Source organism: Flavobacterium sp. FlaQc-30 (assembly GCF_044005885.1).
GTDB lineage: Bacteria > Bacteroidota > Bacteroidia > Flavobacteriales > Flavobacteriaceae > Flavobacterium.
In genome coordinates this window covers 386198-403925 of record NZ_JBIPCO010000006.1, presented here as the reverse complement: position 1 = coordinate 403925, position 17728 = coordinate 386198, and the positions used below count along the sequence as shown (strand labels likewise).

Here is a 17728-nt window from a genome sequence, read left to right as displayed (position 1 = left end):
AAACCACAGGCTATATTTGACAATAGGATTTTGTATGTCATTTCGATCCCGAGGCTTCGGGAGAGAAATCTTCGTACGCTGAGCACGCATTGTTGCGGAGTTTCTTTGTCATGAACGGATTAAAATCCGCCCCTACAATATGATTTGTTCCTATGGAACGTTTTTAGCCACAATATTGTCATTTCGATCCCGAAGCCTCGGGATCGAAATGACAAACTAGAGAGATAAACTTTAAATTTATGAGCTAAACCTCAATTGAACGTAACAAAAAACCTCCCATTTCTGAGAGGTTCTTCTATATCAATAAAAAGATAAAAATCCTACATATTCCTTCTATACTGCCCGCCAACTTCAAACAACGCCGAAGTAATCTGACCTAAAGAACAAACCTTTGTAGCTTCCATTAAATGATCAAATAAGTTTTCGTTTTTAATAGCCGCTTCTTGCAGTTTACTTAAATGCTCGTTTACTTTTGCTTCGTGAAACTGGTGTAAATTATCCAGCATCGTGATTTGATATTGTTTTTCTTCTTCGGTGGCACGAATTACTTCTGCCGGAATTACCGTTGGCGAACCTTTTGAACTCAAGAATGTATTTACACCCACAATTGGAAAATCGCCATTGTGTTTTAAGGTTTCGTAATACAAACTTTCTTCCTGAATTTTAGATCTTTGATACATCGTTTCCATTGCGCCTAGAACTCCGCCTCTTTCTGTAATTCTGTCGAATTCCTGTAAAACCGCTGCTTCCACTAAATCAGTTAATTCTTCGATGATGAACGAACCTTGAATTGGATTTTCGTTTTTCGCTAAACCTAATTCTTTATTAATAATCAGCTGAATCGCCATGGCACGACGTACAGATTCTTCTGTTGGCGTTGTAATCGCTTCGTCGTAAGCATTGGTGTGAAGCGAATTACAGTTATCGTAAATCGCATACAAAGCTTGTAAAGTGGTTCTAATATCGTTGAAATCAATTTCCTGTGCGTGTAACGAACGTCCAGAAGTCTGAATATGATATTTCAACATTTGTGCTCTTTCATTGGCTCCGTATTTGTTTTTCATGGCTTTTGCCCAAATTTTACGTGCCACACGACCAATAACTGAATATTCAGGATCAACTCCGTTTGAGAAGAAGAACGATAAGTTTGGTCCAAAATCGTTAATGTTCATTCCGCGGCTCAAATAATATTCCACGTAAGTGAAACCATTTGAAAGCGTAAATGCCAATTGCGTAATTGGGTTTGCTCCCGCCTCTGCAATATGATATCCTGAAATTGAAACCGAATAGAAATTACGAACGTTTTTAGTAATAAAATATTCCTGAACGTCTCCCATTAATCGCAACGCAAATTCAGTTGAGAAAATACAAGTATTCTGCGCCTGATCTTCTTTCAAAATATCAGCCTGAACCGTTCCACGAACTTGCGATAACGTTTTTACTTTTATTTCATTATAAACCTCCAAAGGCAAAACCTGATCTCCGGTAACGCCCAAAAGCATTAATCCTAAACCATTATTTCCTTCTGGTAAATCGCCTTGGTATTTTGGTCTTTCAATACCTTTAGCAGCATATATTTTGTTGATTTTTGCCTCAACTTCTTTTTCTAATTCGTTGGCTTTGATGTACAATTCGCATTGCTGATCGATTGCCGCGTTCATAAAAAAGCCTAACAACATTGGCGCAGGCCCATTAATTGTCATACTTACAGATGTTAAAGCATGAACCAAGTCAAAACCTGAATACAACTTTTTAGCATCGTCTAAACAACAAATTGAAACTCCCGCATTCCCGATTTTCCCATAAATATCTGGGCGTAAATCTGGATCGTTTCCGTATAAAGTAACACTGTCAAAAGCAGTCGAAAGTCGTTTTGCAGGCAATCCTGCACTTACATAATGAAAACGTTTATTAGTTCTTTCTGGTCCGCCCTCGCCCGCAAACATTCTTGACGGATCTTCGCCTTCACGCTTAAACGGATACAATCCCGAAGCAAACGGAAATTCTCCAGGAACATTTTCCTGTAAATTCCAACGCAAAATATCGCCCCAGCCTTCATATTTAGGTAAAGCAATTTTCGGAATCTGTAAATGTGACAAACTTTCAGAATGTGTTGCAATCTTGATTTCTTTATCGCGAACTTTAAACGAGTAGACTGGATTTTTGTATTTTGCTACTTTTTCATCCCAATTCAGAATAATTTCCCAATTGTACGGATCTAAGTCCATTTTTACTTTATCAAATTGATTTAGTAAAAGATTTAAAAAGATTCTGTTTTCGTCAAGTCCTTCGACTCCGCTCAGGATGACACTATTGTCGTCAATTCCTGCTTTATTGATTTGAGGAACTTTACCAGAAACCGATTCTATGGTTTTGAAAATTCCGTATAATTTCTGCGCTACTTTTTGCTGCGAAAGTGCTGTTTCATCGTAAGACCTGTTATTCTCTGCAATTTCAGATAAATAACGTGTTCTGTGTGGCGGAATCACAAAGATCTTCTCGCTCATTTCTTTTGTGATTTCAAAAGTCGATTTCAAATCTGAAGCCGTTTTTTCAACCACTTTATCCATAATCGCTTTATAAAGCGTATTCATTCCAGGATCGTTAAACTGCGAAGCGATTGTTCCGAAAACAGGCATTTCGTCAGGATTTTTATCCCAAAGATTATGGTTTCTTTGATATTGTTTTTTTACATCGCGCAAAGCATCAAGTGCGCCGCGTTTATCAAATTTATTTAAAGCTACTAAATCGGCAAAATCAAGCATGTCGATTTTTTCCAATTGCGTTGCCGCTCCAAATTCTGGCGTCATTACATATAAAGAAACATCAGAATGATCCATAATTTCGGTATCAGATTGTCCGATTCCCGAAGTTTCCAAAATAATCAAATCATATTTTGCTGCTTTCAAAACCTGAATTGCTTCGGCTACATATTTAGATAAAGCCAAATTAGATTGACGTGTTGCCAGCGAACGCATATATACACGAGGATTATTAATAGCATTCATTCGGATTCTATCCCCTAAAAGTGCTCCTCCAGTTTTTCTTTTTGATGGATCGACAGAAATTAATCCGATTGTTTTTTCTGGGAAATCAATTAAAAAACGACGAACCAATTCGTCTACCAAAGATGATTTTCCTGCACCTCCCGTTCCTGTAATTCCTAAAACCGGAATTTTAGAATCGGCGTTGCTTTCGTGAATTTTATCAAAAACTGGTTTTGCAATCTCAGGAAAATTCTCTGCAGCCGAAATTAAACGTGCAATTGCCGTTGGAACTTTATTTTCGATATGATCGATTTCTCCATTTAATTTGTCTCCAATAGGAAAATCAGCTTGCTGAACCAAATCATTAATCATTCCTTGAAGTCCTAACGAACGTCCGTCATCTGGTGCATAAATTCTAGTAATACCATATTCATGCAATTCTGAGATTTCGCTTGGGAGAATTACTCCGCCGCCGCCGCCAAAAATCTTGATATGTCCTGCTCCTTTTTCGCGAAGCAAATCATACATATATTTAAAATACTCATTATGGCCACCTTGATAAGAAGTCATTGCAATTGCATTAGCATCTTCCTGAATTGCGGTATTAACCACTTCTTCGACACTGCGGTCGTGTCCTAAATGAATTACTTCAACTCCTGTTGACTGAATAATACGACGCATGATATTGATCGCAGCATCGTGTCCGTCAAAAAGTGAAGCAGCTGTGACAATTCTTACTTTATTTTTAGGAATATATGGTATTTGTTGTTCCATTTTATGAATATGATAATTTTAAGGGAGCAATTTACAAAATATTTTAATATTTGGTTACTCTAATAGCTTTATGTTAACAAAAAAAGATTCACTATTCCTAAACTACTGGGGTAACATTTTAAATCTCTTATTGATCTATAGTATATAAACCTACAACATGGCAATTTTGATAAATCTATATTTAATAAAGAAACTCATTTTCAAGATCTTAAAGTAATTTAGTAAGGTAGAAAAAGCCCCAAATTTTTACCAAACTTAAAATCTAAGTAATAACGTAAAAATTTAAAAAAATGAAAACTACATATCACCTAAGTATAATTATTGCTCTTACTTTTACTATCGTATCTTTTAATAAGTACGAGAACGTTGAATCTAAGAATTATAAAGCTAACGTTTTGGCTTTTTACAATAATTCAGATAATGATGATGTAAAAGACAATGTTTCAAACGAATTCTTCAAGAAATATACTGATTTAAAAAAGTATAAATCTGATGTCATGTCCTTATACAAAAACCGATCTCTTGGAACTATTTGGTACGACGAGAATGAAATCAATCAGTTTGGCACCATTTTATATGACAAAGCAAAAAAAACAAACGATTTGGTTATTCCTTACCAAAAAGAAATAGATCAGCTTTTTGATTCTTCATCAGAAACCAATCTCTCTACAATCGATGCTGATATGCTTTTAAGTTCTTTATACATTGTATATGCTCAAAAAAGCAATTCAGATACAAATAAAAAATTGTCTTATGATGCGATGCTGAAAGATTTTCTAAACTATAATACAATCGAAAAAGCAACAGCAAAAACTGCGGATGATGGAAATCTTTATGACCAATACTATAAACTGCAAGGCGTTTTAAAACAATATAAAAAAATAGAAAAATCTAACAAATGGAAACCTATTACAACAGAAACTCCATACAAAGATTTGCGTCCAGATGCAGTTTCAAATACAATTGCTCAAGTTAGAACACGTTTGTATTTATTGGGCGATTTAAAACAGGATTCTAAAAGTGATGTTTATGATCGTGAACTAATGGATGCTGTTATGAAATATAAAGTTCGTAATGGTTTTAAACCAAATTACATTTTGGCAGAAGAACATATTAAAGAAATGAATATTCCAATTTCTGACAAAGTAAAAACCTTGGTACTTAATATGGAAAGAGTTCGTTCTATTTCGGCTGACTTGGTAAACAATGACGAATATATTATGGTAAATGTTCCGTCCTACGAATTGATTTATGTTAAAAACGGAAAAATTGAATTAACTTCAAGTGTATTTGTAGGCTCTCCTTTGACTAAAACTACCATTTTTAACGGTCAAATCGAAAGAATTGTTTTTAGTCCTTACTGGACAGTGCCGCAAAGTATAGTTGAAAATGAGTTAAAATTAAAAATAGCTGCCAATAAAAATTATCTTGCGGAGCATAATATGGAAATGATAAACGGTCAGATACGACAAAAACCTGGACCAGAAAATTCTTTAGGTTTAGTTAAATTCATGTTTCCAAATCCAGACGATATTTATATGCACGACACGCCGTCTAAAACTTTATTCGATTTTGAAAAAAGAACTTTCAGTCACGGATGTATTAATGTAAAATTAGCCAAAGAATTAGCCGTTGCCATGTTGAAAGATTATCCTGAATGGACTAAAGAAAAAATTGACAATGCGATGGCTGGAAAAGCAGAAAACAGTTTCAAACTTTCTAAAAAAGTTCCAATTTATATCTGCTATTTTACTTCGCTTGTAAATCAAAACGGAGAAGTTGGTTTTTTTCAAGATGTTTACGAAAAAGATGCTGATTTAGCTCCTGAAAAATCATCTGTTGCTGTAAACTAAATTTTGTTCAAAATTAAAAATCAATCGGAAATTCATTAAGTTGAGTTTCCGATTTTTTCATTAAAAAAAACCTTAAACTGCTATTTTTAAAACTTTTACAAACACAAAACCAAAATAATTAATCTGAAATTTGCAAAATATTTAATGTTCTATCTATTTTAAGTAAATTGATTATGAAAACAAATAATACCGAAGGACTAACAACGTTTGAAATAAATGTATTGGTACAACAAGGAGGAAGATTTGTTATTTTTCCTAATACTATTTCAAAACTGGTTAAAAAATTTAAAGGCTCAAATATTTACTTCGTTCGACCTGAAGAAAGCACAATCAAATATGCTTTAAAACATTTCATATTGAATTTAAAATCTTGCTGGAGTGAATCTTTTTTTCAGCCAATTTACATTATCAAATCCCTTTTTTATTTAATGAAAGGCGGAAAAGATTATACAGAATATGTACTAAATGATCTTAATCGAAATAATCCGGTTTACAATACAAATTTTCATCGTATAGAATTCAATTAAAGTATTAAATCCTAACGAAATATAAGTTCATTTTTTTTTCATTTAAAAATATTTAATCTGATACTATATTTATCTGTCATAATCATATATTTGACAAAAATAATCCTATGAAAAAAATTACCCTAATCTTATTACTAACTGCATTAAGCAGTGCATCTTATGCCCAAAAAGCAGACACTAACAAGAAAAAAGTTAAGATAACGATTCCTAAATCTGACTTTTTCAAAAACATTAAAACATACAATATTATTGTTCAAGGAGATGATACTTGGAACGCAGATTACGCTGACAAGACCACAAAAACGTATGAGCATAATGTAGTAAAAAACACTATTGAAGATTACTCTAAAAAAGATGTATCAAACCCAGATGTTCGCGTTTTAATGGGATACAAAGGAGCTACTTACAAAAGAGCTGATAATGGTACTTATCTTTTAGACGGAGATTTCAAATATTTGGTTTTAGGAAAAAACAATGAAATCATATACGAAAAAGGCACAAATGCTAAAATGTATTCTGGAACTTATGTAAACGGAAAGCCAAATCAAAGTTTAGCAAGTGACCTAAATAACATTGGATATAAATATCTTGCTGATAATAATATTTTTACAACAGAAAAAGAATTCACATTAAACTACGGTGTATTCGAAAAAGCGGATGAGTTTCCTGAACTTATTGAATTTAATACTAAAACAAATGAGTTTTTAGACAAAATTGCAAGCAATTCTTTAGATCAATCTTATCTAACAGAACTTGAAAAATTCTACTTGGGTTATGTAGGTAAAGAATACAAAAAATTAAAACCAAAAGATTACAACAAAGTAATTTACCTAAACTTATCACTGACACAATTGTTTCTTTTAAATTTCAATAAAGCTTCAGAATACCTAGAAACTGCAAAACAAGGTGCAGGTATGATGAGTATGTGGCCAGACGAAGCTAAAGCAAACATTACAAGTTTAATGACAGTAAACCAAAGTAACTTTACTGCAAAAGTTGAAAATCCAACATTTGACTCTGCTTACTATATCTATATTAACGGAACTGTATCTCAAAACGGAAAAACACAAACAGGAAAACTTAAAACGGATCGATTTGCTAATCGTACAGAAGGAAGTATTCTATCTTCAAATGATCCAACTGAATCAAAAGTTTGGATTTATAAAGATAATGGTGAAACTGATTTTGTTGTAGTTAACGACAAAACAACTATTACTACGGATAAAGGATTAGAATTGAAATTTATTAAATACAACAACGCCTTTATTTTAGTAGAAAAAACAGCAGATTCATCTTTTAAGAAATACGAATCTTCTGCTACTGAAATTTATGCAGAGAAAGACGGAAAATTTGAAGTAAAGCAATAAGCTCATTTTTTATACCTAATTAAAAAGATTCAACTAAAAGTTGAATCTTTTTTTTTTGCAGTATTGTCGTCTCTCCTATTCATCAAATTTCTATCTCCAAGAAATTGAAAGCTGTTCTAATGTTAATTATAAAACAAATTGTTACAGCTCCTCAAATAAAATTGTGGCTTTATTTTTGAATAAGTAGTATTTTTGAAACTTAAATAAAAACCCTATAATGAAAAAGATTTTAATTCTGTCTCTCCTATTTTCTCTAAGTTCTCAGGCTCAGGTAAAAGAAACCTTAGCTCAAAAAATATCAAAACTATCTACTAAAGTTTCAGGAGTTGGCGGCGTTGATATTGCATCTGGACTAAAAGAAGCTCTAAATAAAGGAATTACAGAACAAGTAAGTAAATTAACCGCCGTAGATGGTTTTTATAAAAATGAAGCTGTAAAAATTCTAATGCCCGAAGAACTGCAAAAAGTCGATGCCACTTTAAGAAAAGTTGGATTGAGTTCGCTTGCCGATGAAGGTGTTAAAATGCTGAATCGTGCTGCCGAAGATGCTGTGAAAGAAGCAACTCCAATCTTTGTTTCGGCAGTGAAAAATATGTCGATTACCGATGCAAAAAATATTTTGCTGGGAAATGAAAGTGCCGCAACAACGTATTTACAAAGCAACACAACTAAATCTTTATACGGAAAATTTAATCCCGTAATTAAAAGCTCTTTTGAAAAAGTAGGTGCCGATGTAGTATGGAAAAACATTATAAATAAATACAACACAATCCCGCTTGTGAAAAAAGTAAATCCAGATTTAACGGATTACACAACGACTCAGGCGTTATCTGGTGTTTTTAAAATGATTGCTGTCGAAGAAAAAGATATTCGTACTAACATTAGCGCAAGAACAACGCCTTTATTGAAAAATGTTTTTGCAATGCAGGATAAAAAATAGTTTTTTTTTGTTTAACTGTTTAATCGTTTATTCGTGCAATCGAACAAACGATTAAACAGTTAAACAATTAACCGATTAAACCAAAAAACGAAATGCAAAAAATAACCATTCTGATTCATTGCAAAGACCAAAAAGGAATTATCGCTGCAGTGACTACTTTTATTGCTAAAGTTGAAGGAAATATCATTTACATTGATCAGCATGTTGATGTAGAACAAAATGTCTTTTTTATGCGATTGGAATGCGAATTGACCAATCCGAAAACTACAATTGAAGATTTTAAAACTGATTTTGATCAATCTATCGCCGCCGACTTTAATATGTCTTGGGATTTGTACAATCAGGAACAAAAACCAAAAATGGCATTGTTCGTTTCTAAATACGATCATTGCTTATTTGATATTTTAGGACGTTACAGCGCTGGCGAATTAAACATCGAAATTCCGCTTATTATCAGCAATCATAACGATTTAAGATCCATTGCAGAGCGATTTGATATTCCGTTTCATTGCGTGCCTTTTACAAAAGACAATAAAGAAGAAGGCGAAGCTAAACAAATTGAGCTTTTAAAAAGATACCAGATCAATTTTATTGTTTTAGCACGCTATATGCAGATTATCACACCCAATTTGATTTCGCTTTACGAAAATAGAATCATTAATATTCACCATTCGTTTTTGCCTGCCTTTCCAGGAGCAAAACCCTATCATTCGGCTTTTAAACGCGGAGTAAAAATTATTGGCGCAACAAGCCATTATGTCACCGAAGAATTAGATGAAGGACCAATTATCGAGCAGGATATTGCAAGAGTTTCTCATATTCACTCTGTTGAAGATTTTATCATGAAAGGCCGCGATTTGGAACGTATTGTTCTTGCAAGAGCAATTAAACTGCATGCAGAAAGAAAAACAATGGTTTATAGTAATAAGACAGTGGTTTTTTCTTAAGGCTCAAAGTGGCAAAGGTTCAAAGGAACAAAGGTTTTTCTTTATATTAAAACGAAACAAACCCGACAGATTTCAAAAATCTGTCGGGTTTGTCATTTTTTTACATTTATACATATCAAACAAACCGGACTGAAGTCCGGCCGTACAATATAGATCGAGACCAAAGCTCTTTTAAAGTTCTAAAGGAAAAAATTATATTGTAGAGCTGGACTTCAGTCCAGTTTAAATAAAAGACAATAAAAAATTAACCCGACAGGTTTTAAAACCTGTCGGGTTAATTTTTAAAATCATGAAGCAAACCTTTGCTCCTTTGTTCCTTTGCACCTTTTTTAACGAACCACAATCGACAATCTTGGATCGTCAAAAGCATCTACTTCAGCCATTGTTAAACCAAGAGCGTTTGCAACTCCTTCTCCATACGCTGGATCCGCTTTAAAGCAGTTTCTGATATGGCGAATCTGAATAAACTTTTGTGCGCCGCCAACTTGTCCTGCAGTATTTTTAAACAACAGTTGTTTCTTTTCTGGAGTTAACAGGTTGAATAATAATCCCGGCTGTGTGAAGTAATCATTATCATCATCTCTAAAATTATGTGCCCACGCATCGCCGTGAAGTTTCAATGGCGGTTCTTTAAATTCTGGCTGTTCTTGCAATTCGCCAAAACTATTTGGCTCATAATGTTTTTTCGAACCGTTATTCCCATCAACACGCATTGCTCCGTCTCTGTGGAAAGTATTATAAGGACATCTAGATGAATTTACAGGAATTTGAAAATTGTTAACTCCTAAACGATATCTATGTGCATCTCCGTAAGAAAACAAACGGGCTTGCAGCATTTTATCTGGTGAAAAGCTAATTCCTGGAACAACATGCGCCGGATTAAATGCGGCTTGTTCTACTTCGGCAAAATAGTTTTCTGGATTTTTGTTCAATTCAAACTCTCCAACTGGAATCAATGGAAAATCTTTTTTCAACCAAACTTTAGTTAAATCAAAAGGATGAAAACGATACGTTTCGGCTTGTTCTTCGGTCATGATTTGAACAAACAATTTCCATTTCGGAAAGTTTCCTTCTTCAATAGCATCAAACAAATCTCGTTGGTGGCTTTCTCTATCTCCTCCTACTAATTTAGCCGCTTCTTCATCAGAAAGGTTATCAATACCTTGCTGTGTTACAAAATGAAATTTCACGTAATGTCTTTCATTTTGTTTGTTTATAAAACTAAAAGTATGACTTCCAAATCCGTGCATTTGTCTGTACGATCTCGGAATACCTCGATCACTCATTACTATCGTAACCTGATGCAAAGCCTCTGGCAGTAAAGTCCAAAAATCCCAATTGTTATCAGCACTTCTCAAATTGGTTTTTGGATCACGTTTTACAGCATGATTTAAATCAGGAAATTTCATTGGATCACGGAAAAAGAATACTGGTGTATTGTTTCCTACTAAATCCCAGTTTCCTTCGTTTGTATAAAATTTCAAAGCAAAACCTCGAATATCTCTTTCTGCATCTGCAGCGCCTCTTTCTCCTGCAACTGTAGAAAAACGAGCAAACATTTCTGTTTTTTTACCAATTTCCGAAAACAAATCGGCTCTTGTATATTTAGTAATATCGTGAGTTACTGTAAAAGTTCCGTAAGCGCCAGAACCTTTAGCATGCATTCGTCGTTCTGGAATAACCTCGCGATCAAAATGCGCCATCTTTTCTAAAAACCAAAAATCTTGTAACAAAACAGGTCCGCGAGGGCCCGCAGTTTGAATGTTTTGATTGTCTGGAACGGGAGTTCCGGTAGCAGTTGTTAATTTTTTGTTTGATTCCATATTGCTGATATTTAATGTTTTATCAAATATACAAACTTATCTTTAGTATATTGATAATCAAAATTGATTGTTATTATATTTTAATAATAAAAAACTATATACCGTTGCAGAAAGCTCAAAATCAACACTTAAAAAATCTTAACGTATGTCCAACAAAGTAATAACAAAACCTTAACAGCAAAGCATCCATATATACCTGATCTTTGTAGTGTAATAAACTGGTTATTTATTATTTTGGTTTTGGTTAGTTAAATGATGCCGGCGTCTTCGAGATGCCGGCATTCTTTTTTGGGTTAAACTCCAAATAAAAAAATTCCAAATCCCAATTTAAGCAAGTTTGGAATTTTGATTTTGAAAATATTAGATTTTTAAATTAAGACATTAACTTATATCCAACAAAGTAATAACAAGATCTTAACAGCATAAGATCGATATATGTCGGATCTTTGTAATGTAATAAACTGGTTATTTATTATTTTGGTTTTGGTTAATTAAACAATGCCGGCGTCTTCGAGATGTCGGCATTTTTTTTGTTTCTCCCGACGCTTCGGGATCAGCTTTAATATTACTTTGCTTTGAACATAATTTAACCGCAAAGAGCGCAAAGTTTTTATCTACGAAGCTTCGTATAAAACACAAAGTTCGCAAAGCTTTGTGTAAAAAACTTTGCGAACTTTGCGTAAACCTTTGCGCTCTTTGCGGTTAAATATCTCCGTACAACTTGAAACAAAAAATTAATTTTTCAATCTTTCGTGGAGTAACTTAAAATAGGAGAAAGCCTTTAATAATCGGCTGCCGTGCCAAGAGAACATTTCGCCGTCTACAAAGATTGTTTTGGCATGATGTGTAAACCTGCCTATTTCAAAAGCATCTTCTTCTTTAAAAGGATAAGGTTCTGAAGAAAGAAAAACAACATCTGGATCGCCCTCTAAACGCATTTTCTTTAATTCGATTTCAGGATAACGTCCTTTAACACTATAAATATTCTCAAAATGATTTAGTTGCAGCAATTCATTAATATATGTATCATTTCCAGCGACCATATAGGGGTTTTTCCAAATGAAATACGCTGCTTTTTTTACTTCAATATCCTGAATGTATTTTTTGAAATCGCTCAAGGCGAAAGTCAATTTATCATTCCACTTTTGCGATTCAGTTCTGCAATTGAATAATTGACCAAAATCTGAAATCATCTGAAAATTATCTTCTATAGAAACTATGTTGGTAACCCAGACTGGACAAATTTCTTGCAGCTGATTTACTATTTCCTCTGTATTCTCTTCTTTATTACAAATGACAATATCAGGCTGTAACAGTTTTATTTTTTCAAAATGAATTTTCTTAGTACCGCCGACAATCTTCTTGGTCGATTTTAAATGATACGGATGAACACAGAATTTTGTGATTCCGATTATTTTATCTTCTAAACCCAAATCATAAAGCAATTCTGTTTGAGATGGAACCAAAGAAATAATTCGTTTGGGAGCGGTTTCAAAAGAATGAACGGTTCCTATTTGATCTGTTAACTGTTTCATTTATTAAGATATCTTTTTAACCGCAAAGTTCGCAAAGATTTACGCTAAGAGCACAAAGTTATTTTCCTTGCGAACCTTGCGAAAAACCTTAGCGAACTTTGCGGTTAATCTATTTATAAAGTTATTTAAAACTTAGCATTAATAATATTTTCCATTTCTTTTTGAACTGATAAAGCCTCTTCTCTAGCCTTTTCAGCAAAGTCAGTTCCTTTTGAAGCGTAAATAATTGCTCTTGCGGAGTTTACCAATAAACCAATTTTATCGTTCATTCCGTATTTGCATACTTCAGACAAACTTCCGCCTTGAGCGCCAATTCCCGGCACTAATAAAAAGCTGTTTGGAACAATTTTTCTAATATCGGCAAAATATTCTGCTTTTGTCGCTCCTACAACGTACATTAAATTTTCACTATTTTTCCATGTTTTAGAAGTTTCTAAAACTTGTTTGTACAATTCTGTTCCGTTTGTATTTAAAGTCTGAAAATCGAAAGCACCTTCGTTAGAAGTTAAAGCCAGCATAATAGTATGTTTATTTTCGAAAGCTAAAAAAGGTTCAACAGAATCTTTCCCCATATAAGGAGCAACAGTTACACTATCAAAATTTAAGTCTTCAAAAAAAGCTTTGGCATACATGCTCGAAGTGTTTCCAATATCGCCGCGTTTCGCATCGGCAATTGTAAAAATTTCAGGATAATTTTCGTTTATGTAGTTAATTGTTTTTTGCAGCGACATCCATCCTTTTATTCCGTATGCCTCAAAAAAAGCGGTATTTGGTTTGTAACCTACCGTTAAATCATGAGTGGCATCGATTATCGCTTTATTAAATTCAAAAATTGGATCTTCTGTTTCTAATAGATGCGGCGGCATTTTACTTAAATCAGGATCTAAGCCAACGCATAAAAATGATTTTTTTTGAAGAATTTGTTCGTGTAGTTGTTGTGTTGTCATATTACATTTTAATAGTGCAGCAAAATTACGAATTATAATTGTGAATTGTAAATTGTGAATTGTGAATTGTTGTCAGGCTGAGCGCAGTCGAAGCTCATTGCGAGCCCTTCGACTTCGCTCAGGGTGACAAGTAGGATATTTCAATTTTCTAATTGCCATATTATCTAATTGTCCAATTAACATTGAATTTTTATAACAACTGCAAAAAATTATGTAAGAAAAAAGAATCGCTTCTTTTTAAATTTGAAAGAAACTCTAAAAAACAGATACTTATGACCCCGAATATTGGAATATCTACACGAAATTTAAAAAAGAGCACAAGTATATTAGCGACTATATTATCTAATGAAATGATTCTGTATGTAAAAACCAGAAAATTTCACTGGAACATTTCAGGAAATAGTTTTATGGAATTGCATAAATTATTTGAAGAGCAATATCGAATTCTAGAAGCTCAAATCGACGAAGTTGCAGAACGCATCAATCAGCTTGGCGAAAAAACAATTGGAACGATGAAAGAGTTTATTGAAAATTCTACACTAAAAGAATCTCCAAAGGAATATGCTTCGCAAAAACATATGCTCGAGGAACTTCTAGAAAATCATGAACAATTGGTAACGGAATTTCGAGCTTATATTCCGATTTTTGAAGACGAAGCCAATGATGCTGGCTCCGCAGATTTTGTGACGAACTTATTGCAGGAACATGAAAAAATGGCTTGGATTCTGCGCCGTTATCAAGTTTAAAAAAAGCTTGAAATGTGAATTATGCAACGATTTCCAAAATAAATATAACACGAAACTCAACATTAATACGCAACTTTACCATGTAATAAGGACCCCACATTCTATTTACAAAAATAAAAAAGGCTTGGTTGAATAAAAACAGAATCTAAAGCTATGAAAGCTTTTCTGACGGTTAATGATTTAATTTTTGCTAAAGATAAAAGTTGCGACGTACCAAAAACTTTAGCAAATACAGAAAAAAAAGAATTTTATCAAATCCTGTCAGAATTATGAAACTTTCTTATTCGATCAGAAGTACCGTCTAGTAGCAAAATATTAGACGGTATTTTTTTGAAAATTTGGTTTTTATACGTTAATATTTCCTTAATACAAAGAGCAAGAAAGACTATAAGCCAAAATAAATTAATTATCTTTAACCAAATTTGTATAAAATGAAACTGTTTATAAAGTTTGACATTAACACCATTTGCTCTCTTTATCTGAAGCAAAATCTCGAGCAGCAAAATATAAATTTTACTACTTTAGGTTTTGGAGAAATCGAGGTTGATGATAGTCTAGATTCTGATGCACTTGAAGCTTTAAAAAACAATTTAAGCCCTTGCGGATTTGAAGTTGTTGAAAATCAAAAGAGTGTTCTAGTTCAAAAAATTAAAGATGCTATAATTGAGCTTGTTTTCATGGAAGACAATAACAATTACAAAAGTTCCGTTTTCTTAGCAGAAAAGCTGAATCATAGTTACGGCTATTTATCGAACGTTTTCTCTGAAGTAACTTATTCTTCTATTGAAAACTTCATCATTTTACAAAAAATTGAAAGAGCAAAGCAGTTAATTATCATTAACGAAATGAGCTTAACAGAAATCGCGTTCTTATTAAACTATTCAAGTGTTGCTCATTTAAGCACACAGTTTAAAAACACAACCGGCATTACGCCATCGGCTTTTCAGCGAATAATTAAGAAACGAAGAGAAAATTTAAAACAAAACTAAATACCACATAAAAATGCAAAACGCATTACATATTTTACTCGCAGATGATGATGAAGATGATCGTCTTTTTTTTAAGGATGCTTTTGAAGAAGTAAAAGTACAAACCAATGTAAATTTTGTTCATGACGGAATGCAGTTAATGGATCATTTAATGAATCCAAACACAAAAATTCCTGATATTTTATTTCTCGATTTGAATATGCCTAAAAAAACAGGAAAAGAATGTTTGATCGAAATCAAAAAAACAGAACATCTTAAAAACATTATTATCGCCATTTATTCAACTTCATCATCTGAAGAAGATATTGAAGATACTTTTATTCAAGGTGCCAATATTTACATTAAAAAACCAAGCGATTTTAATACGCTTAAAAAAATAATCAACGAAGTTGTGACTGTAAACTGGCACTATCATACATCAGGATTAAATCGTGATAATTTTTTACTGCGTCTAAAATAATTGTAGATCAATGAAATGGATACCAAATTTTAATTCTTCAAACTCTTTGAGAGTTATTTTTGTAATCGCAGTTTTCATTCTGTTATTTCTTTCCTCTATTGCATACAAGCACAACCAAGATTTAAACGAATCGAGTAAGCTTGTTATGCATACTTATGAGATAAATATTCAGCTGGAACGTTTAATGTCGGCTATTAAAGATGCCGAAACGGGTCAGCGAGGTTATATCATTACCAGAAATGCACGCTTTTTAACGCCTTATATTTATTCGCGGGATAAAGTAAATACTTCCTTTATCACCTTGCGAAAATTAACGGCTGATAATCCTGTCCAACAGGAAAACCTTCGTAAACTTTTTAAGTTAATTATTCAGCGTTTTGTTTCGTTTGAAAACTGTTTAAAATACAGCGATCCTAAAACATATGACAAACGCAGACTTGACAATCATATGTTTGGCGGCCGAATCCTGATGGAAAATATTCGTTTTAAGGTCGACGAAATGAATGATATGGAGAAAAAGTACTTAAACAAAAGGCTGAAAATCTATGATGCCGAAATATCTTTAAGTCCGCTTTTTTCTATTTCATTATTTTTAGTCGCTATGAGCTTTATTTTATTGGCTTACAGACAAATAAGCAAAGATTTCGAGCGTTTGAAAATTTTCAATAAGAAACTCTTAATTTCCAGCGGTTTAATCGCACAATCTGAAACTATTGGTAAATTCAGTACATGGCAATGGGATTTAGACTCTAATAAAATTGATTATTCTGATAACCAATTTCGCTTATTAGGTTACGAGCCAGGTTCATTTGTACCTGAAAAAGATACTTTTTTAAATTTTGTTCATCCAGATGATAAAGAAACGGTTGCTAAATCTATTGAAGGTATTATAAACAGCGGACGACTTCCTTTTGTTTATTACAAAATATTGCTTCCAAGCCGTGAAGTTCGATATTTTAAATCAACAGGAAAATTATTGACGGATCAACAGGGAAGCAAAATTTTACTGGGAATTAATTTTGATATTACCGATGAGCATCTGCTTAATATAGAATTGCAGGAACGTAATCACGAATTAGAAAAAAGCAATAAAGAACTGGCTTCTTTTAACCATGTTGCGAGTCATGATTTGCAGGAACCGTTAAGAAAAATCCAAACTTTTATTTCGAGAATTTCTGATGCTGATAAAGCTGTAATGTCGCAAAGCGCGAACGATTATATTACTAAAATTCAGATTTCGGCTAAAAGAATGCGCGTTTTAATTGATGATCTTCTTTTATTTTCGAGAACGAATACCACGAAAAAAGAATTTATAAAATCGCAGTTAAATGAATTGCTTCAAAATGCCGAAGCGGAATTAACAGAAATTATCGAGGATAAAAAAGCGGTTATTACAGTTTCAAAACTGCCTAAATTATCTGTGATTCCGTATCAAATAGAACAGCTTTTTATTAATTTAATTGGGAATTCTTTAAAGTACAGCAAACCTAATGTTGTACCTGAAATCGTAATTGAAAGCACTAAAGTACTTTCTGAAGATTATCCTGAGTTGCTGGATCAAAATGTAAAAAAATACCACAAGATTACTTTTACAGATAACGGAATGGGATTTGATCCTCAATTTAAAGACACGATTTTTATATTATTTCAACGTTTACATTCCAAAACAGATTATCCGGGAACTGGAATTGGACTGGCGATCTGCAAAAAAATTGTCGACAACCATAAAGGCTTTATTATGGCGGACAGCGAGCCGGATAAAGGCTCGGTTTTCACCATTTTTCTTCCTGATTAATTCTTTACAAACAGCATCATAAAACATTGTAAAATAAC

The 17728-nt window shown here is 33.1% G+C and carries 13 protein-coding genes; 9 read left to right on the top strand and 4 right to left on the bottom strand.

All coding sequences use genetic code 11. The features are described 5' to 3' along the window. Positions 1-320: 320 nt before the first annotated feature. Entirely contained in the window at positions 321-3761 is a 3441-nt protein-coding gene (locus tag ACHRV0_RS15670; RefSeq protein ID WP_395441508.1) for a methylmalonyl-CoA mutase family protein, read from the bottom strand. A gap of 290 nt (positions 3762-4051) precedes the next feature. On the opposite strand from ACHRV0_RS15670, the gene ACHRV0_RS15665 reads away from it, so the two are divergent. The 5 genes from ACHRV0_RS15665 (at position 4052) to purU (ending at position 9395) form a co-directional block, all read left to right on the top strand. Further along, on the top strand, positions 4052-5614 hold the full coding sequence (locus tag ACHRV0_RS15665) for a murein L,D-transpeptidase (protein ID WP_395441507.1): 1563 nt from the start codon (positions 4052-4054) through the stop codon (positions 5612-5614). A gap of 173 nt (positions 5615-5787) precedes the next feature. Beyond that, positions 5788-6141 carry a hypothetical protein gene (locus ACHRV0_RS15660; protein ID WP_395441506.1) on the top strand — a complete coding sequence of 118 codons (354 nt, stop codon included), beginning with the start codon at positions 5788-5790 and terminating at the stop codon, positions 6139-6141. Between the two features lie 107 nt (positions 6142-6248). After that, positions 6249-7508, top strand: a complete 1260-nt coding sequence (locus tag ACHRV0_RS15655; protein ID WP_395441505.1) for a hypothetical protein — start codon at positions 6249-6251, stop codon at positions 7506-7508. Positions 7509-7725: 217 nt separating this feature from the next. Further along, positions 7726-8448, top strand: a complete 723-nt coding sequence (locus ACHRV0_RS15650; RefSeq protein ID WP_129024996.1) for a DUF4197 domain-containing protein — start codon at positions 7726-7728, stop codon at positions 8446-8448. A 92-nt stretch (positions 8449-8540) separates the two neighbouring features. Then, positions 8541-9395 carry a formyltetrahydrofolate deformylase gene (gene purU, locus ACHRV0_RS15645; protein WP_089055188.1) on the top strand — a complete coding sequence of 285 codons (855 nt, stop codon included), beginning with the start codon at positions 8541-8543 and terminating at the stop codon, positions 9393-9395. A gap of 329 nt (positions 9396-9724) precedes the next feature. Here purU and ACHRV0_RS15640 read toward each other — a convergent pair whose 3' ends face one another. From ACHRV0_RS15640 to pyrF, 3 genes are all read right to left on the bottom strand, one after another. Then, positions 9725-11218 (bottom strand): catalase, encoded by a 1494-nt coding sequence (locus ACHRV0_RS15640; protein ID WP_129024998.1) that lies wholly within the window; start codon positions 11216-11218, stop codon positions 9725-9727. Positions 11219-11952: 734 nt separating this feature from the next. Beyond that, positions 11953-12753: an ABC transporter substrate-binding protein gene (locus ACHRV0_RS15635; RefSeq protein ID WP_395441504.1), complete on the bottom strand. Its 801-nt coding sequence runs from the start codon at positions 12751-12753 to the stop codon at positions 11953-11955. Positions 12754-12878: 125 nt separating this feature from the next. Next, positions 12879-13700: an orotidine-5'-phosphate decarboxylase gene (gene pyrF, locus ACHRV0_RS15630; protein WP_129025002.1), complete on the bottom strand. Its 822-nt coding sequence runs from the start codon at positions 13698-13700 to the stop codon at positions 12879-12881. Positions 13701-13972: 272 nt separating this feature from the next. On the opposite strand from pyrF, the gene ACHRV0_RS15625 reads away from it, so the two are divergent. The 4 genes from ACHRV0_RS15625 to ACHRV0_RS15610 all read left to right on the top strand — a co-directional run bounded on the left by ACHRV0_RS15625 (position 13973) and on the right by ACHRV0_RS15610 (position 17690). After that, positions 13973-14446 carry a Dps family protein gene (locus ACHRV0_RS15625; protein WP_129025004.1) on the top strand — a complete coding sequence of 158 codons (474 nt, stop codon included), beginning with the start codon at positions 13973-13975 and terminating at the stop codon, positions 14444-14446. Between the two features lie 431 nt (positions 14447-14877). Continuing rightward, the gene (locus tag ACHRV0_RS15620) at positions 14878-15435 is read left to right on the top strand and encodes an AraC family transcriptional regulator (protein WP_089055193.1); all 558 of its coding nucleotides are present in this window, start codon (positions 14878-14880) and stop codon (positions 15433-15435) included. A gap of 13 nt (positions 15436-15448) precedes the next feature. Then, a complete protein-coding gene (locus ACHRV0_RS15615) occupies positions 15449-15895 on the top strand; it encodes a response regulator (protein ID WP_089056501.1) in 447 nt (148 codons plus the stop codon). 10 nt (positions 15896-15905) lie between these two features. Beyond that, entirely contained in the window at positions 15906-17690 is a 1785-nt protein-coding gene (locus ACHRV0_RS15610; RefSeq protein ID WP_089055195.1) for a CHASE3 domain-containing protein, read from the top strand. The last annotated feature ends 38 nt before the right edge of the window (positions 17691-17728 follow it).